19 protein-coding genes and 3 pseudogenes are annotated in these 21,588 nt (G+C 56.4%); 11 read left to right on the top strand and 11 right to left on the bottom strand.

Annotated elements, in window-relative coordinates; translation table 11 throughout:
* The first annotated feature begins 6 nt into the window (after positions 1-6).
* Genes AC0L7U_RS07330 through AC0L7U_RS07315 form a run of 4 tightly spaced genes read left to right on the top strand, consistent with a single transcriptional unit; the run spans position 7 to position 3,562 of the window.
* Positions 7-927 carry an ABC transporter permease gene (locus AC0L7U_RS07330; RefSeq protein WP_473695697.1) on the top strand — a complete coding sequence of 307 codons (921 nt, stop codon included), beginning with the start codon at positions 7-9 and terminating at the stop codon, positions 925-927.
* 4 nt (positions 928-931) lie between these two features.
* Entirely contained in the window at positions 932-1,804 is an 873-nt protein-coding gene (locus tag AC0L7U_RS07325; RefSeq protein WP_473694972.1) for an ABC transporter permease, read from the top strand.
* The gene (locus tag AC0L7U_RS07320) at positions 1,804-3,303 is read left to right on the top strand and encodes a M14 family metallopeptidase (protein ID WP_473694970.1); all 1,500 of its coding nucleotides are present in this window, start codon (positions 1,804-1,806) and stop codon (positions 3,301-3,303) included. Before AC0L7U_RS07325 ends, AC0L7U_RS07320 begins: the two co-directional genes overlap by 1 nt.
* On the top strand, positions 3,287-3,562 hold the full coding sequence (locus tag AC0L7U_RS07315; protein ID WP_473694968.1) for a hypothetical protein: 276 nt from the start codon (positions 3,287-3,289) through the stop codon (positions 3,560-3,562). The genes AC0L7U_RS07320 and AC0L7U_RS07315 overlap by 17 nt, the downstream gene beginning before the upstream one ends.
* An 84-nt stretch (positions 3,563-3,646) precedes the next feature.
* Here the strand turns inward: AC0L7U_RS07315 and AC0L7U_RS07310 are convergent, their stop codons facing one another.
* Complete coding sequence (locus AC0L7U_RS07310; protein ID WP_473694966.1) at positions 3,647-4,243, bottom strand: malonic semialdehyde reductase; 597 nt, start codon at positions 4,241-4,243, stop codon at positions 3,647-3,649.
* 302 nt (positions 4,244-4,545) lie between these two features.
* Between AC0L7U_RS07310 and AC0L7U_RS07305 the strand changes: the two genes are divergently transcribed.
* Positions 4,546-5,658, top strand: coding sequence for an S-(hydroxymethyl)glutathione dehydrogenase/class III alcohol dehydrogenase (locus AC0L7U_RS07305; protein WP_473694964.1), 1,113 nt, complete (start codon positions 4,546-4,548; stop codon positions 5,656-5,658).
* Positions 5,659-5,763: 105 nt separating this feature from the next.
* Here the strand turns inward: AC0L7U_RS07305 and AC0L7U_RS07300 are convergent.
* Positions 5,764-6,802: pseudogene (locus tag AC0L7U_RS07300) on the bottom strand (dipeptidase); the annotation flags it as partial.
* A 236-nt stretch (positions 6,803-7,038) separates the two neighbouring features.
* Here AC0L7U_RS07300 and AC0L7U_RS07295 point away from each other — a divergent pair.
* Positions 7,039-8,550, top strand: coding sequence for a serine hydrolase domain-containing protein (locus AC0L7U_RS07295; RefSeq protein ID WP_473694962.1), 1,512 nt, complete (start codon positions 7,039-7,041; stop codon positions 8,548-8,550).
* 95 nt (positions 8,551-8,645) lie between these two features.
* A complete protein-coding gene (locus tag AC0L7U_RS07290; protein WP_473694960.1) occupies positions 8,646-9,506 on the top strand; it encodes a LysR family transcriptional regulator in 861 nt (286 codons plus the stop codon).
* A gap of 108 nt (positions 9,507-9,614) precedes the next feature.
* Here the strand turns inward: AC0L7U_RS07290 and AC0L7U_RS07285 are convergent, their stop codons facing one another.
* The 7 genes and pseudogenes from AC0L7U_RS07285 to AC0L7U_RS07255 all read right to left on the bottom strand — a co-directional run bounded on the left by AC0L7U_RS07285 (position 9,615) and on the right by AC0L7U_RS07255 (position 14,431).
* Positions 9,615-10,481, bottom strand: a complete 867-nt coding sequence (locus AC0L7U_RS07285; RefSeq protein ID WP_473694958.1) for a D-amino-acid transaminase — start codon at positions 10,479-10,481, stop codon at positions 9,615-9,617.
* 41 nt (positions 10,482-10,522) lie between these two features.
* The gene (locus AC0L7U_RS07280; protein WP_473694956.1) at positions 10,523-11,245 is read right to left on the bottom strand and encodes a P1 family peptidase; all 723 of its coding nucleotides are present in this window, start codon (positions 11,243-11,245) and stop codon (positions 10,523-10,525) included.
* Positions 11,172-11,573: a P1 family peptidase gene (locus AC0L7U_RS07275; protein ID WP_473694954.1), complete on the bottom strand. Its 402-nt coding sequence runs from the start codon at positions 11,571-11,573 to the stop codon at positions 11,172-11,174. Before AC0L7U_RS07275 ends, AC0L7U_RS07280 begins: the two co-directional genes overlap by 74 nt.
* A 201-nt stretch (positions 11,574-11,774) precedes the next feature.
* Positions 11,775-12,710, bottom strand: coding sequence for an isoaspartyl peptidase/L-asparaginase family protein (locus AC0L7U_RS07270; protein WP_473694952.1), 936 nt, complete (start codon positions 12,708-12,710; stop codon positions 11,775-11,777).
* Between the two features lie 81 nt (positions 12,711-12,791).
* On the bottom strand, positions 12,792-13,208 hold the full coding sequence (locus AC0L7U_RS07265; protein ID WP_473694950.1) for a MurR/RpiR family transcriptional regulator: 417 nt from the start codon (positions 13,206-13,208) through the stop codon (positions 12,792-12,794).
* 47 nt (positions 13,209-13,255) lie between these two features.
* Positions 13,256-13,588, bottom strand: coding sequence for a MurR/RpiR family transcriptional regulator (locus AC0L7U_RS07260; protein WP_473694948.1), 333 nt, complete (start codon positions 13,586-13,588; stop codon positions 13,256-13,258).
* Positions 13,589-13,884: 296 nt separating this feature from the next.
* Positions 13,885-14,431 (bottom strand): annotated as a pseudogene (locus AC0L7U_RS07255) (redoxin family protein).
* Positions 14,432-15,007: 576 nt separating this feature from the next.
* Between AC0L7U_RS07255 and AC0L7U_RS07250 the strand changes: the two are divergent.
* The 4 genes and pseudogenes from AC0L7U_RS07250 (at position 15,008) to AC0L7U_RS07235 (ending at position 18,628) form a co-directional block, all read left to right on the top strand.
* Positions 15,008-15,364 carry a hypothetical protein gene (locus tag AC0L7U_RS07250; protein WP_473694946.1) on the top strand — a complete coding sequence of 119 codons (357 nt, stop codon included), beginning with the start codon at positions 15,008-15,010 and terminating at the stop codon, positions 15,362-15,364.
* Positions 15,365-15,427: 63 nt separating this feature from the next.
* Positions 15,428-16,714, top strand: coding sequence for a COG1470 family protein (locus AC0L7U_RS07245; protein WP_473694944.1), 1,287 nt, complete (start codon positions 15,428-15,430; stop codon positions 16,712-16,714).
* Positions 16,711-17,232, top strand: a pseudogene (locus AC0L7U_RS07240) (ABC transporter ATP-binding protein); the annotation flags it as partial. The gene AC0L7U_RS07245 and the pseudogene AC0L7U_RS07240, both read left to right, overlap by 4 nt.
* A gap of 409 nt (positions 17,233-17,641) precedes the next feature.
* Positions 17,642-18,628, top strand: coding sequence for an ABC transporter permease (locus tag AC0L7U_RS07235; protein WP_473694942.1), 987 nt, complete (start codon positions 17,642-17,644; stop codon positions 18,626-18,628).
* A 167-nt stretch (positions 18,629-18,795) separates the two neighbouring features.
* On the opposite strand, the gene AC0L7U_RS07230 is transcribed toward AC0L7U_RS07235, so the two are convergent.
* Positions 18,796-20,097 carry an amidohydrolase family protein gene (locus tag AC0L7U_RS07230; RefSeq protein ID WP_473694940.1) on the bottom strand — a complete coding sequence of 434 codons (1,302 nt, stop codon included), beginning with the start codon at positions 20,095-20,097 and terminating at the stop codon, positions 18,796-18,798.
* A 179-nt stretch (positions 20,098-20,276) separates the two neighbouring features.
* Positions 20,277-21,533, bottom strand: coding sequence for an ABC transporter substrate-binding protein (locus AC0L7U_RS07225; RefSeq protein WP_473694938.1), 1,257 nt, complete (start codon positions 21,531-21,533; stop codon positions 20,277-20,279).
* Positions 21,534-21,588: the final 55 nt, after the last annotated feature.

Here is a 21,588-nt window from a genome sequence, read left to right as displayed (position 1 = left end):
ATGTCCATTTTTACATTCATCATGAAAAGAGTGCTGCAGGCGGTGCTGGTTCTACTGATCGTTACGCTCTTCGTTGCGTTTCTGATCCGTCTGACTGGTGATCCGGCTGTCATGCTGACCAGCAACGCCAATGCCGTCACGCCAGAGGATCTGGCACGTATTCGTCAGGCACTGGGTCTCAATGATCCGTTTCTGGTGCAATATTGGCATTTCATCCATGGTCTTTTGACCGGTGACCTTGGCCAAAGTTTCTTCCGTGGTCCAATCTCGTCGCTGATTGCGATTGCCTTGCCCGCCACCTTGTCGCTGGTGGTGTGCTCGATGCTGCTGTCGATCCTCATTTCGCTGCCACTCGGTATTCATGCAGCGCTGCACAAGGGCGGAGTGTCGGATCAGGTGATCCGCGTTATCTCGCTGGTTGGGCTGTCGTTTCCGAACTATTGGCTTGCGATGATGTTCGTCTTGCTGTTCTCGATCACCTTCCCGATCTTGCCCGCCAGCGGTTTTAGTGGGCCTTCATCGCTGATCCTGCCCTCTGTCACCATCGGCATCATTCTGGCTGCCACCAACGTGCGTCTGGTCCGTAGCACCATGCTGGACACGCTGTCAGCGCAATATGTGATGGTTGCAAGAGCCAAGGGCGTGAAGGAGCGGGTTGTGATCTACAAGCACGCGCTGCGCAACAGCGCCATCGCGCTCGTCACCTTCTTCGGCCTTCAGTTCGGCAATCTGATCGGGGGAGTGGTCATCATTGAACTGGTGTTCAACTGGCCGGGGATCGGAACGCTGGCCGTCAATGCCATTGCGCAGCGCGACTATCCCGTGTTGCAGGCATCAGTGACCATTCTGGCCGTCACGATTGTCGCCGTGAACCTCATCGTCGATCTCCTTTACGGCCTGATCGATCCGCGAATCCGGGTGAAATGACGTCATGAAGTTTTTCAATACGGTTTCCGGGGAAAGCAAAAAGTCCTCACGCAAGTTGCCTTTTCTTCAGTTCGAATTCGTCTTCGGGATTGGCCTGACGGGTATCATCGTCATTGCCGTGCTGTTCTCCGGTGTGCTGTTTCCCGGCGGTGGCATGACCATTGATCTGATGTCGCGCCTCACGGGACCGTTCCAGACCTGGGCGCATCCGCTTGGTACGGATCCGCTTGGTCGAGACATGCTGGCGCGCATCGTGATCGGTGGCCGCATTTCGTTGATGGTGGGGTTTTTGTCTGCGTTGGGTGCTATCGTCATTGGCACAATTGCAGGGCTTTTCTCTGGGTATTATCGTGGCGTTCTCGACACGCTGATCATGCGGTTTGCTGATGTGCAGCTGGCGCTGCCGTTCATTCTTCTCGCCATCACCATCATTGCGATTGTCGGGCCAGGACTGGACCGCATCATCATTTTGATGATCGTCACGCAGTGGGTGCAATACGCCCGTCTGGTGCGCTCCTCGGTGTTGTCGCTGCGGGAACGTGAGTTTGTTCAGGCCGCACAGAGCTATGGCATGTCGGCCAACCGGATCATCTTTTCGCATATTTTGCCAAATGCTCTGGGGCCGATCATCATTCTGGGCACGCTCAATGTGGCCAACAATATCCTTCTTGAAAGCAGCTTGACCTTTCTGGGGCTTGGCGCTGATCCACAAGTGCCAAGCTGGGGCGGCATTCTGTCAGAAGGCCGCAATTACGTTCAAACCGCCTTATGGGTTACCGTCTTTCCGGGCATTGCGATCATGCTGACCGTGCTCGGCCTCAATCTCGTGGGCGACTGGTTACGTGATCATCTCGATCCGATGGGAAAGACACGCTGATGATTGAACCGGGGACTGTATTGCTTGATCAGACGTTTGAAACCACGTCTGACGAGCTGAGAAAGCTTTTGTCTGGTGAAGGGTATCAAGGCGCTTCTATCGACCTGTGGACCTTCGATGGACCAGACCGTCGTCAGGCGCTTTCTGCCGAACTCCATCGGGAGGATCGCAGCGTTCGAGTGCATTCGGCTTATAAGCCTTTGGTGTGTGCTCTGCTGGAAGACATTGATCCGGGCGATGCAGATGCCGCCCTGATCCGCTACCCTGTTGTCGAAGGTGTCGATGACAAACGGTTCCTTCTGGAAAGCTATCCGGTGACGGATCTCTTGAAAGACCTTTCCATCTCTTTCGAGCCGACTGTGCAGGATCCCGCGGACGGCCCGGCCATCTATGAAATCTTGTTCTCCAAGGGCGGAGAGCGCCGCGACCCGCAGATTATTGCGGCACCAAACATCTGGCGGCGCGACCATGTCGGTGATCAGATTTTCACACCGACGGGCTGGTTGCGTGTGGCCGGTGCATCAGATCCTGCCTGCGACACCGACCGGCCGTTCGACTGCGATTTGCAGAAGGCGTATCTGGCGGTGATGGAGGTGCTGTCTGGGCAGGACTATTCGGGCGACGGTCCTTATTTCTCACGGTTGGACATTCGGATCGCCGCGCCGTTCTATGAGCGCGCGCTGCCTGTCGGACAGGAACACTTGTCGACGGCGGAGGCCATGCATGAAGATCTGTATTTCTCGTGCCTTGAACTCTTCAAACATGCCAAGGGGCTGAACACGCAAAGCCGCAAGCTGGCGCCGGGGCAAGTGGTGCCGGATTTGTCCATGCGCGATGATGCCGTGCATGTCGTTGTCGCGGCGGTTGCGCCTGTGGCGCAGGATGAGGCCTCGGCCGAATTGCATGAATTGGCGAGCGCTGAACATTGGGTGTCTCCAGAGCAGATCGAAAAAGAACTTGAGGCACTTGGCGGCGAGACGCTTGCGGTGCGGTCGAGACTTGGGCGCTCGGTGCCAGTTCGCCACTTTGCCAAGAGTGGCGCAACCGGCCTCATGTTGAGTGCGGCCCAACATCCTAACGAAACGTCTGGAACCGTCGGCGCCCTGCGCGCAGCCCGCACCCTCGTGGACAGGGGAGAACATGACCTGGTGCTGGCTCCGCTGATGAACCCGGATGGCTCTGCTCTTTTTCGGCAATTTTGTCAGATGTTTCCAACCAACATGAACCATGCGGCGCGTTATACGGCCGGAGGCAATGATCTGGAATATTCCGATCGCAGCTATGAAAATGAGGCGCATCATCTGGGGCTGGAAAAAACCGGGGCCAAGCTGCATGTCAATTTGCATGGCTATCCGGCGCATGAATGGACACGCCCGTTTTCCGGTTATGTGCCCAAAGGTTTCGAAATGTGGAGCCTGCCAAAGGGCTTCTTCCTGATCATGCGCTTTCAGCCCGGATGGAAGGCCCAGGCCGAAGACGTGCTTGACCAGAGTGGTTGACGCGCTATGCGGCTATGCGCCTATTCGGGATCTGAATGCTGAACAGTTGGACCGTCTTGGCCAGTATCTGGATGCGATGCCATTCGAGGTGCGTCGTGGCGTGCCGTGTTTCTTGCAGGAAAAGGCTGACAGCCTTTATCCGCTGACGCTCATCACTGAGGCACCGGACGAGACTATTTATGGTCAGGATTTCGTCATCCAGCACACCGCGCAGATGCTGTCGGTTCTGGCCGCAGCCAAGGCCGCGAAGGCGCTTTGATTGTCAGAGGGGGCGATCTTGTATAAATGCCCGAAAATCGAAGAATTTCCGGGCATTTCTTGTGAGCCTGACAGACTTGTCTGATCAGACGATCTGGGCAGCGTCGTCGAAGGGCAGACGCGGGAGACGGTCGAAGTTCTTGACCGGGTCGCCATAGCCCAGATTGATCAGAAAGTCTGTCTTGCAGGATGTGCCGTCGAAGAAGGCCTTGTCGACGCTTTCCTTGTCAAAGCCTGACATCGGACCGCAATCCAGCCCCAGAAGACGCGCCGCCAGAATCAGGTAACCGCCTTGCAGGATCGAGTTGCGGTTAGCGGTTTCCCCTGCCAGTGCGGAGTTTGCCTCAAACATCGGTTTGACATCGCGGATCGGGAACAGTGTTGGCATGTGCTCGTAGAATTTCTCGTCCCGGGCAACAATGACGGTGACCGGTGCCTGCATGGTTTTGGCCACATTGCCCTCGGCCAGGGCCGGTTTCAGCTTTTCCTTGGCGTCCTGCGACTTGATGAAGACGAAGCGGGCAGGAGAGGTGTTCATCGAGGTTGGTGCCATCTTCACCAGATCGTAAAGTTCGCCGATAAGCGCGTCGCTGACCGGTTTGTCCTGCCATGCATTGAACGTACGAGCATTGTGAAACAACAGATCCTTGATCTCGGCATGGGAGAGGGCGGTCTCGGTCATCGTTTTTCCTTCGATTTTCATGCAGCGTGGACGTGTCCTGACGAATTATCACCGGTCAGCGGGACACGCGCTCGGATCGTTCCAATGTAGTGTGCGGCGCAAAAAAGTCACGTGACTCTGATCAGGTTGGGACGTGAACACTGTGTCTTCCATGACAAGACATCGTCCATGCCCTCAGGAATGTCTTGAATTCTGTGGTCAGGAAACGTGCGGCTTGTTTTTGCAAAACGCATGACTTGCGCCGGGTCGAAATCCCGTTTTAGCTGTAGCGAATTGCAAGATTGTTGAAAGGACGTAAGTCAATGGAAACGCGTGCAGCCGTTGCGATACAGGCGGGCAAGCCGTTGGAGGTCATGACTGTCAACCTTGAGGGGCCAAAGGCCTTTGAGGTTCTGGTTGAGATCAAGGCGACCGGCATCTGCCACACCGATGCCTACACGCTGTCGGGGGCGGATCCTGAAGGTTTGTTTCCGGCAATTCTGGGCCATGAAGGCGCGGGCATCGTTCGCGAAGTTGGGCCGGGGGTCACATCGCTGAAACCAGGCGATCATGTCATTCCGCTCTATACCGCTGAATGCCGCAATTGCGAATATTGCCTCAATCCGAAGACCAACCTGTGTCAGGCTGTTCGCTCGACTCAGGGCAAGGGCGTCATGCCGGACGGCAGCTCGCGCTTCAAGACGCTCGATGGCGATCCCATCCTGCACTACATGGGCACCTCGACCTTCTCCAATTTCACGGTTGTGCCGGAGATCGCGCTGGCGAAAATTCGTGAAGACGCTCCCTTCGACAAGGTCTGCTATATCGGCTGTGGTGTAACGACGGGCATTGGCGCGGTGGTCAATACGGCCAAGGCCGAGCCGGGGTGCAAGGCTATTGTCTTTGGTCTTGGCGGCATTGGTCTGAACGTGCTTCAGGGCTTGCGTATGGTTGGCGCGGACATGATCGTCGGTGTGGACCTCAATAACAGCAAGCGTGAAATGGGGGAACGTTTCGGCATGACGCATTTCGTCAATCCGAGCGAAGTTGACGGCGATCTCGTCTCCTATCTCGTAGATCTGACCAAAGGTGGTGCTGACTACACATTCGACGCCACTGGCAGTGTCAATGTCATGCGCACGGCCTTGGAATCTGCCCATAAGGGATGGGGTGAATCCATCATTATCGGCGTGGCGGAAGCGGGGGCGGAGATTTCAACCCGTCCGTTCCAACTCGTCACCGGGCGTACCTGGAAAGGAACGGCCTTCGGCGGCGCACGCGGACGCACGGATGTTCCCAAGATTGTTGACTGGTATATGGACGGCAAGATCGAAATCGATCCGATGATCACGCACACGATGCCGCTGGATGACATCAACAAGGCGTTCGATTTGATGCACAAGGGCGAGTCGATCCGCTCGGTTGTACTGTACTGAGGACGCCGTCTCGATAAGAGAAGGAACACCCAACACAAAAAGGGCGGGACCAAATGGTCCAGCCCTTTTCAATAAGTCGACGCTAAGGTTGTTGAACGCCTTTACCCGCCCCAGGGCCTGCTTCAGCACCCGTGTCCAGTTTTGGTGGGTGATCTTGGCAATGGCATTCTCGTCGTAGCCTCGCTGTGCAAGACAATCGACGATATGGGCCAGTGCCGCGTACATCTGCAAGCTTGTCGGAAATCAGCGTTCCGTCAAAGTCCGACCCCAAGGCCGCATGGTCGATGCCGATGCGCTGCACGACGTAGTCGATGTGGTCCACCAACTGCCCCACTTCCGTCGAGCGAACCGGCTGTCCGTCAGGACGGAGAAACTTGACGCCGAAGTTCGTTCCGATCAGCCCGCCAGTCTCTCCAATGGCGTCGATCTGCTTGTCCGTGAGATTGCGGCTATGGGGGCAAATTGCATGGACGTTTGAATGCGAGGCCACCAGCGGTGCATCGCTGAGGGTGGCGATCTCCCAGAAGCCAGCTTCATTCATGTGCGACAGATCGACCATGATCTTCAGTTCATTGCAACTGCGGACCAGATCCCGACCTGCGTCCGTCAGACCGGGGCCAATGTCAGGGGTGGACTCGTAGCGGAAGGGTACGCCATGGGCGAAGATGTTGGGACGGCTCCATACAGGGCCGAGCGTTCTGAGGCCAGCCTGATGCAGGACGTAGAGGGCGTCCAGATCACTGCCAATGGCTTCTGCTCCCTCAATGTGAAAAACAGCGGCGAAGCTGCCGGTTTCGAAACATTTGGTCAAATCTGCTGACGACCGGCAGACTGTCAGGTTGCCTTGTGACTTGCGTTCGATGTCAAACAGCAGCCGGGCCATGGCCAGTGTCTCGTTCAGCGCATCACGTTGTTCGGGCGGACGGTAATTTCCGTCCGCATCCTGTTGCCGATCTGGGGACGGGACATAAAGGGCGCAAAGTCCGCCGCCAAGCTGCCCTTCTCGGGCGCGTGGCAGATCAATATGCCCAACGGTCTCACCGTTCAAGAATGCGTCCGCAGCGTGTGGATTGCCAGAACGGCGCAGGCGCAGCAGAACGTCGTTGTGGCCGTCAAAAACCAGACGGTGAGACACAGAGGACATGATTTTTCCTTCTTGGGCGTGCAGTCTCTTTCGGCGGCAAAAGAGAGGCGGGGAGAGCGCCACTTTACAACAGCACGGTTTCCAGAGCCAGTGCAGAGATAGCGTGAGTGCTGTTTTCAGCTCATGCGGGAAAGCGAAATTTGCCAGTCCAATTAAGCATTTGCTTGATATGCTCAAGGTGATTTATGCAGGATTGGACTGCCCCGATAGAGACTGTGAATGAAGGACCCAGCTTTATGGCCGAGATGCTTGATTGGAATGCCGCCGAGGCAATTGCCCAGACTTTCGTCGACCTGTGGCACATGGATCAACCCGGTGGCGCCATTGTCGTGTTTGATATGCAAGGCATCCGGTTTCAGGTGGCGTCAGGGCTTGAAAGTCTGGCGACGCGCAAACCTTTTTCTGCCGGAAGTGTCGTTCGTTATGCCTCGATCACCAAACATGCCTTCTGCACGCTGGTTTTGTCGCACCCGGATCTTGTGTCGCTTGAGGACCGGCTGGGGGACCATCTCGCAGAGCTGCAGGCGCCTTTGTCGGATGTCAGCGTGGGGCAGGCGCTCGATATGTCCGGCGGTCTGCCCGATGTTCGTGAGTGCCTGACGCTGCTCGGGCTTTCGGTCTTCACAGAAACTCAGGCCGCCGATCTTATGGCGTACTGCGGACGATTGACCCGGCTGAATTACGACGCGGGAACTGAGGTCAGCTACACCAACACGGGCTACCGCCTTGTTGAGGCCATTCTGGAGCGTAAAGGCGTATTCTTTCGTGATTTCATCCGCAAGCAGGGGCACTCCCTTGGGATTTCGCTGAATGCACCGAATGTCTGGAATGAACCAGTTGATGATCTGGCTCCGGGATATTGGCACGACGCTGAAACGGGGTGGCAGCAGTCTGTTGCGGGACTGCATATCTCAGCGTCCGGTAGTATGACAGGCAGCGCTGCCAGCTTGGCGACCTGTGGCAGGGCGTTGATGAACGGAACGGGTGTCTTGTCTGGCATGTTGGACAAGCTGATGGCCGTGCGTTTTCTCGACGATAGCCGTCCGACCGGTTATGGCCTTGGCTTGCGACAGGTGGGGTTGGGCGACCGTGTGCTGGTTGGCCATGGCGGCTCTCATCCTGGTTACAAATCCCATATTCTCATGGATCCTGAAAGTGGCACCGGCATCGTCGTTGTTGCCAACCGTGAAGACGCCAATTGTTACGGCTTTGCTCTTGAGACTATGTCCAAGCTTCTTGGAGAGCGTTTGCCCGTCGCCTCGGATATGCTTGCCGATGGGCTTTATGTCACCGAAACCGGGCCATATTGGCTGTCGGTTGAAGGAACGACGATGGTCTCTCTGGACAATGAAGATACGCTTTACGAGACAGGAGGTGCCGACGTGATCTCACGGTCCGCCACGTCACCGGCGCTGCTGCGTCAGGAGGGCGATGCGCTGGTCGGAGAGGTTGGTCATGTGTCCCGTCGATACGTGCCTGCGAAGGACGACGGTGTGCCTGATGCGTTGGCGGGGCGCTGGCTTTCGTCGGAGGGAGCGATGCTGGAGGTTCAGGATGGAGCAGTGATCATGGGGGTTGGGCCCAACCACCGCGTCATGCCGCTGCGCTCCCTTGGTCGCGGGCGGTTTCTCTTCACATTGAAAGACGGTCCGTGGGTGCGTCGGATCTGCCTGCATATATTGTCGGACCACACAATTGAACTGGTTCTTAACCGTGCTCGCATGATCGAATACCATCGCTTGACATAAGAGGTGGGCACGTCGAAAACGCGGTTATGAGGTCACTCTCTGCACCAGACTGAACGGATTGGAACGCCCGTGGAAGCCAAGTGGCTTGAAGATTTTTGGCTTTGGCCAATACGCTGAATTTTTCCAAAGCGGCAGAAGAGCGCCATGTCACGCAGTCCGCTTTCAGCCGTCGTATTCGCCAGCTTGAAGGCTGGCTTGGCAGCAATCTGATCGACCGCACGACGTATCCGTCCCGTTTGACGGAGGCTGGCGACCGTTTTCTGCCGGTGGCTGAGAAGATCCTCAATGATCTGCATCAGGTGCGCCGCACGCTGCAAGAAGGCGAAGAAACCGGTGCGCGCACGGTCACCCTGACCGCTTTGCATACGCTGTCCTTCACCTTTTTCCCGGATTGGTTGCAAAAGATCAATCAAGCGGTTGGGCCAGTCGTTTCGCATCTGAGACCGGATCTGGGCTCGCTTGAAGAAAACCTGCTGTCGTTGGTTGATGGACATTCTGACTTTCTACTGGTCTATCACCACCCGCATGTGATGCTGTCGTTGGACGCACAGCTCTTCGAGTATTGCCGTCTTGGCAAGGAAAAGGTTTTGCCGGTCAGCGCGCCGGCTCCCAACGGTACGCCCTTGCACATGATCGAGCCGGGTTTCGCTCATGCGGCTTATACGAAGCTGTCCTTTTTCGGCCAGATGATTGCCGGTGGCCTTGGCAACCGGCTGCCGGTGGACGAGAAGGTGCATTTCGGCAGCATGTCGGTTGGATTGAAGGCCATGGCGCTGGCCGGGATGGGCGTGGCATGGGTGCCGGAAAGCCTGATCCGTGAAGAATTGCGCGACGGTCGGCTGGTCAAGGCAGGGGGCAGCGAGTGGGATGTGGATGTCGAAATTCGTCTCTACAAAGCTCGTAACAATCCGAGGGCGATCGTTAATCGCATCTGGCAGAGGCAGGACGTGATCTGACGGAGGCTTTGACCGGCGGTCTCGGTGGAGCCAAGTCTACTCTTCACTGCCCAAAAGGGTTCCACCGATCAGGCTGGAACCCTTTTCGTATGCCTTCAGATCACCAGATCAGATGGCGCTTTCACGGGCGTGCTGAATGTAGATCTCGCGCAGTTTGCGCACAGTCTCGCCCGGCTTGCCATCGCCAACCGGCTTTCCGTCAATCTCGACAATCGAGGCGACGAAATTGGAGGCGCTGGTGAGGAAAACCTCATCGACGCTCAGGGCTTCTTCAAGGGTAAAAGGTCGCTCGACGATCTCGAATCCATGCTGTTCGGCGAAGAAGAGAAGCGACTTGCGGGTGCAGCCTGGCAGGGTGGTCCGGCTGTTGCCACGGGTCACGATCTTGCGGTCTCTGGTGATGATATATGCCGTTGAAGAAGCCCCTTCAGTGACATAACCATCTTCGACCATCCAGGCTTCCTGGCAACCTGCCGCCTTGGCTTCCCGTTTGGCCAGAACCTGCGGCAGAAGACAGACGGTCTTGATGTCGCGGCGCGCCCAGCGCTGATCCGGCACCGTCTTGATCTTGATGCCGTTTTCCGAGGCCGCAGTCGTCTCGATCTTCTTTTTCTGAGTGAAGAGGAAAAGCGTTGGCTCCAGATCGTCGGAATACAGGAAATCGCGTTCTTCAGTGCCGCGTGTGTACTGAAGGTAGATCAACCCTTCCTGCAAATCATTTTCAGCGATCAGACGGCGTTCGATACCAACGATTTCATCGGTCGTCAGGTGCAGCTTTGCGCCAATTTCGCCGATGCTGCGTTCCAGTCGTTGCATGTGCGGCGGGCTGTCGATCAATTTGCCATCCAAAACGGCTGTGACCTCATAGATGCCATCACCGAAGAGAAAACCCCGGTCAAAAACGGAAATTCTGGCCTCGTGTTCGGGAACGAATGCACCGTTGAGATAGACAATGCGATCGGGGCTGGACGACATGGAAACTCCATAAGGTAGGCGGGGTTGAAACGAAACGCCGCTCAGAGGCGTGTGATTTTATTCAGATCGAGCGCTTCGATTGTGGTGGGCTGGTTGGTTGAGGCATCAAACCCGGAGGTCGCCTGCGCCATGGTCAGAGAGTTGAGGATGGCCTCTTCCGTGGTCTCTATGGCGGCTTCAAACAGCGGCGACAGAGTTTCGGTGCCAATACAGGCTGCGCGGTTCAGCCCATTGCGAACATCGGGAGTCCGCCGCAGGCTTTCGGCGGTTGAAAACGCCAGTGCGTAATCGCCCGAGCCGTTGCTAAGGGCGGCACCCGTGCGGGCCAGCCCACCGAAGCAACGTTCTGCCAGTCGGGCCAGATTGCGCGGATCCAGCGGTGCATCCGTCGCCAGAATGATGACGATGGATCCATCCGTGTCATGAGCCGGGTCCACAGGCACGGGGATACCGTCGACTTTGAGATGGCCACCAAAGTTGGACTGCACAAGGACGCCCAGCGTATAGGTTTCCCTGCCAATTGGGACCCGCCGCGAACTGGTGCCGACGCCGCCCTTTAGTCCAAAGGCGACAGTGCCGGTGCCAGCGCCGACAGCGCCTTCGGCAACGGGGCCTGGTGTGGCGCAGTCCAGGGCTTGCCTCATTTCGTCGATTGTCGGGCGCGTTGCACGAATGTCGTTGAGGCGCGAGTCATTCGTCTCCCCAACAACCGCGTTGATGGAGGTGACCTGAGCGTTGCCGGGCTGTTCCAGTGTCCAGCGCATTCAGCGCAATCATGCCCCTGCCAACAGCCAGCGTGTTGGTCAGAAGGATTGGAGTTTCAATCTCGCCCAGTTCTTGAATTTGTGTCGCGCCGGCCAGTTTGCCGTAGCCGTTCAGAATGGCAAGGGCGGCTGGAGTCTTGTCCTGAAACAGATTTCCGGTATGCGGCAGGATTGCCGTTGCACCGGTGCGTGTCCTGTCGCCCTCGTGAAGGGTCATGTGACCAACGCTCACGCCCGTCACATCGGTGATGGTGTTGAAAGGGCCTGTCTCATAGTGACCGATGCGAATACCGAGAGCTCTGGCTCTGGCGCGTGGCGCGTCGGTCATGGTGATATCCCCGGTCGTGTCTGTGTCTGTGGTGTGACAAGACTAGACGCATGGGCGGATGAAAAATATTCGAAAAATCGACTGACCTCATGCCATCCTTGCACAGGAGTGGAGGTGGTTTTGGGCGAAAAAGGATAGTCTTGCAGCAGCTTATTCAGGGATTGCTATGTCCGCTGAATAAGCCGTGCTTGCGTGAAGGGATCAATCTTTGTAGATGCCGGTCTCTACCGATCCATCCGCATGAAAGATGCCGCGGTACATGCCGGAGCTGTTGAACGGCAGGGAGACATTGCCTTTGGCGTCGACGGCAATCAGGCCGCCCGAGCCGCCAACAGGGGCGATCTCCGCTACCACGGCTTCTGCTGCATCAGCCAAGCTGTGCCCCGCCCATTTCATGCGGGCAGAGATTTCATGGGCAACGGCATAGCGTATGAAAAGTTCGCCATGACCCGTTGCCGAAATGGCGCAGGTGGCATTCTCGGCAAAAGTGCCAGCGCCAATGACCGGACTGTCTCCAACCCGCCCTAGTGCCTTGGCTGTCATGCCGCCGGTAGAGGTTGCGGCTGCAAGGTTTCCGTGTATGTCGAGGGCAACCGCCCCGACAGTGCCATGCTTGCGCTCTTCATCCCCATCGTCAGACGTACCTGAGCGGCGGTGTTTCAGCTCGTCTTGCAGCAGTTTCCAACGACGCTCGGTGAAGAAATAGTTGGCGTCTTCCAACGGCACACCGCAGACCTTGCAGAATTCAGCCGCCCCTTTGCCTGCAAGGAAGACATGCTCTGATGTTTCCATCAGTTTGCGGGCGGCTGTGATCGGATTTCTCGGACCGCAAATGCCTGCCAGCGCGCCGGCCGATTTGTCGCGTCCATCCATGATGGCCGCATCCATCTCCAACTTGCCAGCCGATGTGAATACGGCACCGCGCCCGGCATTGAACAGAGGATTGTCTTCCAGAGATTTTACCGCCTCGGTGACGGCATCGATGGCGGTTCCGCCGCTTTGCAGGACAGTGCCACCGGCTCTCAGCGCGTCTTCCAGGCCTGCTCTATATTCTTTTTCGCGCTCAGGCGTCATCGAGTCACGCCGGATTGTTCCGGCTCCCCCGTGGATAGCCAGAACGAATGTGTCTTGGGGCATGTGTCGGTTCCGATGAAAGGCGTGAGGTCAAGGACCAATGATAAGCTCGGATCTTATCTACTACGGATCATGTCTGGTGGTCTAGCTATGCACTTTGGTAATATTTTTCAAGGCGTTGGTGGTTGCTACCTTGTCCTGAGGTCTGTAGTGGCGCGCCATGACCGAGGCCAAGGCTTCAAGCGCGCTGAGAATGGCAACGCGGGAAGTGGCAAGAACAGGGTGATCGACACCGGCGAAGAGGTGAATATCGGTGTGCTGGAGCAGGGGGGAGGTCGGCTGATCGGTGAGACCGACAACCCTGACGTCGTGCGCTTTCAAGGTACGAGCCAATTCAAGAGCGGCGCTGGAATAGCGATGTACCGAAATGATGAAGGCGGTATCGCCTTTGCCAAGCTGCATTGCTTGCCGGAAACCTATTGAGCGCGCGTCGGTCTCATTAGCCAAAATGGGGGTATCGCAATATGGGGCAAACAATTCCGCTGCATAGAGAGTTGTCAATGCGCTGGCTCCAAATCCTGCGATCGCCAGCTTGGGTGCGTTACAGATCAGATGTGCCGCCTGTAGTCCGTGTCTTGAACGTTGAGAAGTTCTCGAATGGTCGACATGTTCTGGTCCACCGAGGCAAGGTTCTCTTCGAGGATATGCAGAGTATCTTTTTCGGCAAGTCTGTTGGTTTTGAGTTTGTCTACCGGGTGGAGGGTCTTGCTAAAAGCAGCAAGCGATTTTTGGAGAAATTCGTCGTAAGATCCAAGACCGAGACTGCGAACAAAGCGAGTGATCGTCGCAACTGAAACTCTGCTCGCACGCGCCAGACCTTCGATATCCATCGTGGCAGCTTGTAAGGGATGGTCCATAATATAATCGGCAACCTTAGCCATGCGTTCTGGTCATTGTATGCCGTCCCGCCTGGATAAGTGCATGCACCGTATCGGACTTATTCATGATGAAAAATGCTTTCCTAGCGCAATCTGCGAGTAGTATTAATACCGATAGGTAATTTCGTCAATTTCTCGTAATGGTTGTGGTGAATGAAGTCTCAAGAAGGCCACTCAAAAGCGGGATGATTGGTCAGTATTCATCTGAAGCTGTTTGCCCGGTGCAGAGGATGAGCAGAAATAAAAGCCCCGAAACATCGCTCCGGGGCTCTTGTATTCAACGTTAGAATCTTGCTGCTTCACGCAGCTTCAGTGGCGTTTTCTGCTTTCAGCGCTTCCAGAATATTCTGTGGCGAGGACAGGCCGTAAGGATCGTCAGAGGCATTGTCGGAGAAGCCTTCTTCAACGAACAACTTCTCGATCTGACCGTTGTTGACAATGGCTGCATAGCGCCAGGACCGTTGACCGAAGCCGAGATTATCCTTGTGTACCAACATGCCCATCTTGCGCGTGAATTCGCCAGACCCGTCCGGGATCAGCTTGATGTTCTGAATGTTCTGCGACTTGCCCTAGGCTGTTCATGACGAACGCGTCATTGACCGAGATGCAGTAGATTTCATCAATGCCTTCGGCCTGAAAGTCCTCATGCAGCTTTTCGAAGTCTGGAAGCTGGAATGTCGAGCAGGTCGGGGTGAATGCGCCTGGCAGAGAGAACAGGATGACGCGCTTGCCAGCAAAATAATCGGCCGTCGTCTTGTCTTCCCAGCGGAACGGGTTGGGGCCTTCGATACTGTCATCGCGCACGCGGGTGCGGAAGGTTACGTCGGGCACATGTCTTGTAAGCATTGGATTAATTCCTTGTTCGATGTCGGGTTCGTCGCTGGTTTGGGAGGAAAGCGTTGGAACCCTAGGTCGTCTGGGGTCGGTTGAGAGAACCGGAGGCGCAAGCCATGCTCCTGCGTGTGTCTGGAGACATGCAGGAGAGGACATTGGGATGCGCGGCTGTCGGGACGCTCGCCCTGAGTTTGAAAACGCCCCTACCTACGGGCTTCAATTGGATTCTGTCAACAAGACCAAGTGCCGCAATCACGCTATTTTCGTTGGTTCGTGCATCTCCTCAGATTGGGAAGTATGCGCAGATTATTTTTTGTCACCTCGGATTTTTTATTTCTGCTTTTTGTATTGGAAATAAATAGAAAGCTTAAACATATGTATTTCGTTTAATCTCCGGATGTAGATATTTAGAATTACATATTTGTAACGCTGAATTCGAGCGGTCTGACACAATTAAGCCACCTTTGATTTCGATGACTTATCGCGCTGGATGAGCATTAATTTGCTGATTTTGTGGCACTATTGGGCGGATTACTGGGTGGTATGACTTTAATGGCTGCTGACAGAACATCTGTTGGAGTTCAGCGTTTGACTTGGCTTCAGGTCTTGCGCAATGGCACAGTGGCGATGCTTTTTGCCCTGATCGCCTTTGCACACGGGCAAGCGCCTGCGATTGCTGGTCCAGCCCTGTCTGGTGTCTCCGCTCTGTCCAAAGGTCTCGTTGCGTCCGGGCGTCTCCCAGCGTCCTTGCAACAAGCCACTGCCGTCTTCGAGACGCAGGACGACAGCTGGGTGCCGGACCGTGACAGTGTTCCTCCCAAGTTCCCGGCGGTTCTGGTCCCCACGCGGTTCTCTGCTCTCGAAGACTGGTCGTGGAGCGATTCCCCGGCGCCTCCGCGTCATATTGGCCGCAACCGCCTCAGCCGGGGGCCTCCAGTATTGTGATCCTTTGAGTTTCGGACCGGCCATCTGGCCATACTCTCGATCATGATTGCCAATGAGGATCCCATGAAACAGTCTCTTTCTGGCGCAAGAGCCGCTCTGGCTGGTGCCATTCTGATTTCGCTTCCCGCAGTGGCGGCGACCTCTGCCTTTGCGCAGGACACCACCTCACAAGATACGACATCCGGCACGCCGAAAGCTGCCATGGCGGCGAGCCCGACGACTACTGCTTCGCAGACGTCCGGGACCGATGCCTCCAGCGATGCACATCAGGTCTGGTTTACCGCCGATCATCCGGATGTTGCTGTGGCGCCGGGCAAAAATGCTCATTTCTCGTTGCAACTCCTTAATGACACGACACGTCCGCAACGGGCGACTTACACCGTCAAAGGACTGCCAAAGGATTGGAATTACACCTTGAAGGCCATGGGGTCGCAGGTGTCCTCTTCCATGGTCCTGCCGAGCAAGACAGACAGCCTGACCTTGCAGGTTTTGCCGTCCAACAAGGCCACGCAGCAAAGCTATAGTTTTGAAGTGGACGCCAAAACGGCACAGGGATTGATCAAGCTTCCTCTCAGCGTCAAGCTGGCCGATGTGAAGGTCGGTGAAACCAAGCTGGTGCCCGAGTTGCCGAACCTGCGCGGGACTGCCAAAACCACTTTCAAATACAAGATGAAGTTGACGAACGGCGGCACCAAAGACGCTCTGTTCAATCTGAACGCCGATGTTCCCGATGGATTTCAGGCAGATTTCAAGCATGGTTATGGCTCTGCCGAGATCACCGGCGTACCGGTGAAGGCGGGACAAAGCGAAGACATTACGTTGGAAGTCCAGCCGGGGCAGGGTGTCTCTGCTGGTGCCTATCCCATCGGTGTGTCGGCCACTGCGGGGCCGGATGCAGCCTCCGCCAAGGCTCAGGTCAAATTGCAGGTGACAGGCGCTCCCAAACTGGATCTTGCCGGTGCAGAAGGTCGTCTGAGTGGGCAGGCCGTCGCAGGCAAGCAGACAACCTTCCCCTTCAGCATTACCAATACCGGCAGCGCACCGGCCAAGCAGGTCAAGCTGACTGCGAGTGCATCGTCGGGTTGGAAGGTCAGTTTTGATCCGCAGACCCTGCCCAGTCTGAAGCCGGGAGCCTCGCAGAAGGTGACCTTGCATGTGCAGCCTGCGGGTAAGGCTATTGCGGGTGACTATATGGTCAACCTAAATGCGCGCGCCGATGGCTCGGCGGATCATGATCAGTTTCGGGTGACGGTTGAAACCTCCACCATTTGGGGCATTGTCGGCGTCGGCATTATCGCAATTGCCTTGCTGATCCTGGTTGGTGCGGTCTTCCGCTACGGTCGTCGATGAGCCAGCGGGTGATCGAGGCCATAGGGCTTTCCAAGCGCTATGGCCGCTCCACCGTCGTCGACGGAGTCGATCTCACGGTGGAGGAAGGCGAGGTTATTGGTTTGCTGGGCCCCAATGGGGCGGGCAAAACGACAACCATCTTGATGTTGCTGGGTTTGACAGAACCGTCCTCTGGAACAGTGCGGGTGCTTGAGACAGATCCCTTGCGCAATCCGCTCAAGGTGAAGCAACAGGTGGGCTACATGCCCGATGCCGTTGGGTTTTACGACAATCTGACGGGGCTGGAAAACCTGCGGTATACGGCCAAGCTTGGCGGTATTGTCAATGCGGATGTCGATGACCGTATCATGGCGGCGCTAGGCCGGGTTCAACTTGCCAATGTGGCCGAACGTCGTGTGTCGACCTATTCACGCGGTATGCGGCAAAGGCTCGGTCTTGCCGAACTGGTCATGCGGGATTGCCGCGTGGCGATCCTTGATGAGCCGACCTCCGGGCTCGATCCACGCTCCACGGACGAGCTTTTGGAGATCATCCGTGGCTTTGCCCGTGATGGCATGACGGTGCTCGTGTCATCGCATTTGCTTGATGTTGTGCAATCCATTTGCACACGGGTGGCGTTGTTCAACCGGGGGCGTATCGGCTTTGTCGGTACGGTGCCGGAACTGGCAACACAAGTCACGGATGGTCTTTTCCGGTGTGATGTGTCGGCAGAATCCGTCGATCTTGTCACCATGACGGAGGCGGTTCCCATGGCATCAAGGCCATTGTGCCGCTGGAGGAGGGTCGTTGGCAGGTGTCCGCGACGCATGACATCCGGGCCGAACTTGCCACCGCGATCCTGGCGCATGGCGGTCTTCTCACCGGGCTTGATGCGCATCGCATCACCTTGGGTGAGGCATACTCACGGTTCTTCAAGGAGGCGGATCAATGAAACAGCGTTCAGGTTCTCCTCTCAAAGGTGTCATGACCGTCGCCTTGAAAGAGGCTGCGGATCACATGACCAGTGCGCGCATGCACCTGATCATGTTGCTGGTGCTTTTGACTGCGGCCGGAGCGGTCTATGCCGCGATCAATCAGATCAAGGCGACGACGGCACAGGATGCCTTCCTGTTCCTGAAGCTCTTTACCGTGGCGCAGAAACCCTTGCCCTCGTTTGCCAGCTTCATGAGTTTTCTGTTGCCGCTGGTGGCGATCGCACTTGGCTTTGATGCGGTCAATGGCGAGTTCGGGCGTCGGACAATGAGCCGCATTCTGGCCCAGCCGATCTACCGGGATGCCGTGCTTTTCGGTAAGTTCCTTGGAGGGTTGCTCGTCATTGCCATCGCCCTAGTCACGCTGTGGTTGTTGATGGTTGGCCTTGGCATTGTCCTCTTGGGACTGCCGCCGTCTGCCGCTGATGTGGCGCGAGGGCTGGTCTATCTGCTGGCAACTCTGGCCTACGCCGGGGTCTGGTTGGCACTGGCGATGGCGTTCTCGACGCTTACCAAGCAGGCGGCGACATCAGCACTGGCCGCGTTGGCCGTGTGGCTGATCTTCTCGCTGTTCTGGCAGATGATCGTGCCGTTCCTCGCCAATGTGATTTCACCGGTCGATCCCTATAATCCGATCACGGTCATTCATCAATATGCTCTGGATACAGGGCCTGTCACGTGTCTCGCCAGCCGTGCTTTATGGCGAAGTCTCACGCATGTTGCTGGATCCGAGTTCGCGGTCAGTGGGCCCGATCTTCATCAATCAGATGCAGGGCGCCGTCATGGGTGCGCCGCTGCAAACATGGGAAAGCATTCGCATTATCTGGCCGCAGATTGCCGGCACTGGTGGCGGGAATGCTGCTGCTGTTCACGCTGTCTTATGTCGTGTTCCAGCGGCGGGAAGTCAGGGCCTAGGAGGGCCAGTCAGACGTCTTGCGACTGAGTTCACTGGACTGGCTCATGGTCGCCGGGCGTTTGATCCGCCTCAAGCAATGGGTCTCCAATGCCCTGCGCGGTCTGATTTTCCTTTTGTTCAGACTGCACTTGCCCCGGCAGCCTCACGGCTTGCCGGGGTTTTTTCATAAGGTTCGGCACAATCCTCAAACGGGATCAGTCAGATGGGTGGCCGGGGACATAATCGAGGCCCGGATCAATGCTGACGGGGCGGCCCGGCAAGGACAATCTGCCAAGGCGTGGGGCGGTTTCCGAGATAATGGTGCCATTGCGTAAGACGAACAGACGGTTGGGCTTGAGCCGCAGAGCCTCCTGCACATTGGCAGCCTGAAGAATGACCATATTCGCCTTGCATCCCACCTCAAGGCCGTAGCCTTCCAGTTGCAGGGTGCGGGCTGAATTGACTGTCAACGCATCGAAAATCTGTTTCTTCTCGTCGATGCCTGCCATTTGTGCGACGTGAATGGCCATGTGCCCGACTTCCAACATGTCGCCAGACCCCATGGAATACCAGGGATCCATCACGCAATCATGTCCCAGAGATACGTTGAGGCCCGCAGCCATGAGTTCGCGGATGCGGGTCAGGCCACGCCGTTTGGGATAGGTGTCGTGTCGCCCTTGCAACATGATGTTGATCAACGGGTTAGGCGTCACATTGAGCTGTGCCTCAGCCATCAAGGGGATCAGCTTTGAAACGTAATAATTGTCCATGGAATGCATGGACGTGAGATGAGACCCGGTAGAGCGCCCCTGGAGGCCGAAGCGGATGGTTTCAGCAGCCAGTGTCTCAACGTGACGGGACATCGGATCATCGGTCTCATCGCAATGGATGTCGACAGGCAAACCGCGATCCGCTGCCAGACGGCACAGGGATTCAACAGATCTGCGCCCGTCTTCCATGGTGCGCTCGAAGTGCGGAATACCACCAACCACATCGACGCCCATGTCGAGTGCCCGGGTCAATGCACTCACGCCTTCCGGTGAGCGGTAGTAGCCATCTTGCGGAAAAGCGACGAGTTGCAGGTCAATGTAAGGCGCAATAGCCTCTTTGACCTCCAGCATTGCCTCCACGGTCACAAGGCGCGGATCAGAGGTGTCAACATGGCTGCGGATATGCAGAAGACCTTGGGAAACGGCCAGATCGCAGTAGCGCAAGGCACGCTCGACCAGTTCTTCGCGTGTCAGTATAGGTCTCAACTCGCCCCACAGGGCAATGCCTTCCAGCAGGGTGCCGGAGACATTCATCCGTGGCTTCCCCAGTGACAGGGTCGCATCCATGTGGAAATGCGGATCAACGAAAGGTGGTGTCACCAGACGGTCCGTTGCATTGATCTCCTGTATGCCCTCGCTGGCGGGCAGGGCGGCTGCAATCGCGGTGATCAGCCCGGCTTTGATGCCGATATCCTGCGCCTTGCGGCCATCGGGTAAATTGGCATTGCGGATGATGAGATCGAACATGAAACTCTCCGGAACTGAACAGCTAAAGCGACGGCAGGTTTAAACCTGCCACGACGATACGGCGCAACAGGATGTCGGCAAACACTTGATTTGATTATGAGGGCGGGATTTACCTCCTTGTCAAAAAAAGCCGCGCCGTTTTCAAAACGGCGCGGCTCGAATGGCTGATGCGGTTGCGCTTATTTACTGATTTCAGCTTTCAGCTTGGAGACATCCTCGGCACTCATCTGGCCGGTGGTCGTGACCTTGCCGTCTGTGATCTTCCAGAGACGGAAGGGGCCGGTGATGTCGCCATATGTGTCAAAGTCGACCGGGCCGATGACACCTTCGTATTTGATCGGCTTACCTTCGGAGATCAATTTGAGGGCTTTCTTGAATTCATCCGGTCCTGCGTAAATCGGCGTGCCGCCATCTGCGACCACGGCGTGAATTGCATCGCGGATATCTGACGGCTTTTCCGTTTTAGCCTCGGCCATCGCAAGCGCCACGATGGCTCCCGCATCATAGGAGCGGTCTGCTGCGGGAGCCGCCGGATCAATACCACCGGAATACGCCTTGAATTTGGAATAGAAGTATTTCGTTGACGCGGTCTCGGCCGTTCCAGAGGAGGTGCCGTAAGCGTTGTTGAGGTATTGTGCGCCAACAGCTTTGATGAACTCGGCCGAGTTCATGCCGTCATTGAGCAGGAAGGTCTGTGGCCCGCCGTTTTGCAACCATGCGCGGGCGATCGTTGCACCGTCGACAGGGTAGCTGATGAGATACAGACCCTGAGGATCGCCGTCCAACGCTGCGGTGGCTTCCGAGGAATAGCTCGACTGCTTTTCATTATAGGGCGTTACCGAGGTGATGGTGCCTCCGAGCGCCTTATAAGCCTTGCTGAATTCTTTCATCATGTTGACGCCAAAGTCGTTGTTGACGTGGATGATGGCCAGTTTCTTCAAGCCCTTGTCGATCGCATATTTCGCAGCCGCTGTTCCCTGTAACGCATCCGAGGTGATGGTGCGAAAGAAGTAGCCGTTGGTCTTGCCTTGTTTTCCTAGGTCGGTCAGTGTTGGCGATGATGAGGCTGGCGAGATCTGAACCACTTTGGCAGGCGCTGTGACCGAGGTCAGGATTGGCAGTGTGACGGATGAAATGATGCCGCCAATGATCACGGGCACTTTCTTGATGGTTACAAGTTGCGTTGCCTGATCGACAGCGACGGTGCCCTGGCTCTGACTGTCGCGGGTGTCGGCTACGATCTCACAACCGTGTACACCGCCCGCCTTGTTCATATCATCGAAGGCCATTTCGATAGCCTTGGCTCCAGCCTGCCCATAGGGGCCGGCTGGCCCTGTCAGTTCGAGCACCAGACCGACTTCTGTCTTGCAGTCGGCCGCCACCGCAGTGGCCATTGAGGCCAGCAACATGACTGTTCCCAAAAGATATGTCTTCATTCCCGTCATCCCCTTTGTGTTGTCTCTTCGCGTGTGCCCGAATGGAAGGCTCCGG

The organism is Roseibium sp. 10G30-5 (genome assembly GCF_055809635.1).
Note: the sequence above shows the minus strand (reverse complement) of the source record. Positions and strands in the feature narration are given on the sequence as shown.

Bases quoted from the DNA above. Each gene is read 5' to 3' on its own strand.
- AC0L7U_RS07325 (WP_473694972.1), top strand. From the start codon at position 932: ATGAAGTTTTTCAATACGGTTTCCGGGGAAAGCAAAAAGTCCTCACGC.
- AC0L7U_RS07320 (WP_473694970.1), top strand. From the start codon at position 1,804: ATGATTGAACCGGGGACTGTATTGCTTGATCAGACGTTTGAAACCACG.
- AC0L7U_RS07310 (WP_473694966.1), bottom strand. From the start codon at position 4,243: ATGACCGAGACCGCCCTCTCCCATGCCGAGATCAAGGATCTGTTGTTT.
- AC0L7U_RS07305 (WP_473694964.1), top strand. From the start codon at position 4,546: ATGGAAACGCGTGCAGCCGTTGCGATACAGGCGGGCAAGCCGTTGGAG.
- AC0L7U_RS07295 (WP_473694962.1), top strand. From the start codon at position 7,039: ATGGCCGAGATGCTTGATTGGAATGCCGCCGAGGCAATTGCCCAGACT.
- AC0L7U_RS07285 (WP_473694958.1), bottom strand. From the start codon at position 10,481: ATGTCGTCCAGCCCCGATCGCATTGTCTATCTCAACGGTGCATTCGTT.
- AC0L7U_RS07280 (WP_473694956.1), bottom strand. From the start codon at position 11,245: ATGCGCTGGACACTGGAACAGCCCGGCAACGCTCAGGTCACCTCCATC.
- AC0L7U_RS07275 (WP_473694954.1), bottom strand. From the start codon at position 11,573: ATGACCGACGCGCCACGCGCCAGAGCCAGAGCTCTCGGTATTCGCATC.
- AC0L7U_RS07270 (WP_473694952.1), bottom strand. From the start codon at position 12,710: ATGCCCCAAGACACATTCGTTCTGGCTATCCACGGGGGAGCCGGAACA.
- AC0L7U_RS07260 (WP_473694948.1), bottom strand. From the start codon at position 13,588: ATGGCTAAGGTTGCCGATTATATTATGGACCATCCCTTACAAGCTGCC.
- AC0L7U_RS07245 (WP_473694944.1), top strand. From the start codon at position 15,428: ATGAAACAGTCTCTTTCTGGCGCAAGAGCCGCTCTGGCTGGTGCCATT.
- AC0L7U_RS07235 (WP_473694942.1), top strand. From the start codon at position 17,642: ATGAAACAGCGTTCAGGTTCTCCTCTCAAAGGTGTCATGACCGTCGCC.
- AC0L7U_RS07230 (WP_473694940.1), bottom strand. From the start codon at position 20,097: ATGTTCGATCTCATCATCCGCAATGCCAATTTACCCGATGGCCGCAAG.
- AC0L7U_RS07225 (WP_473694938.1), bottom strand. From the start codon at position 21,533: ATGAAGACATATCTTTTGGGAACAGTCATGTTGCTGGCCTCAATGGCC.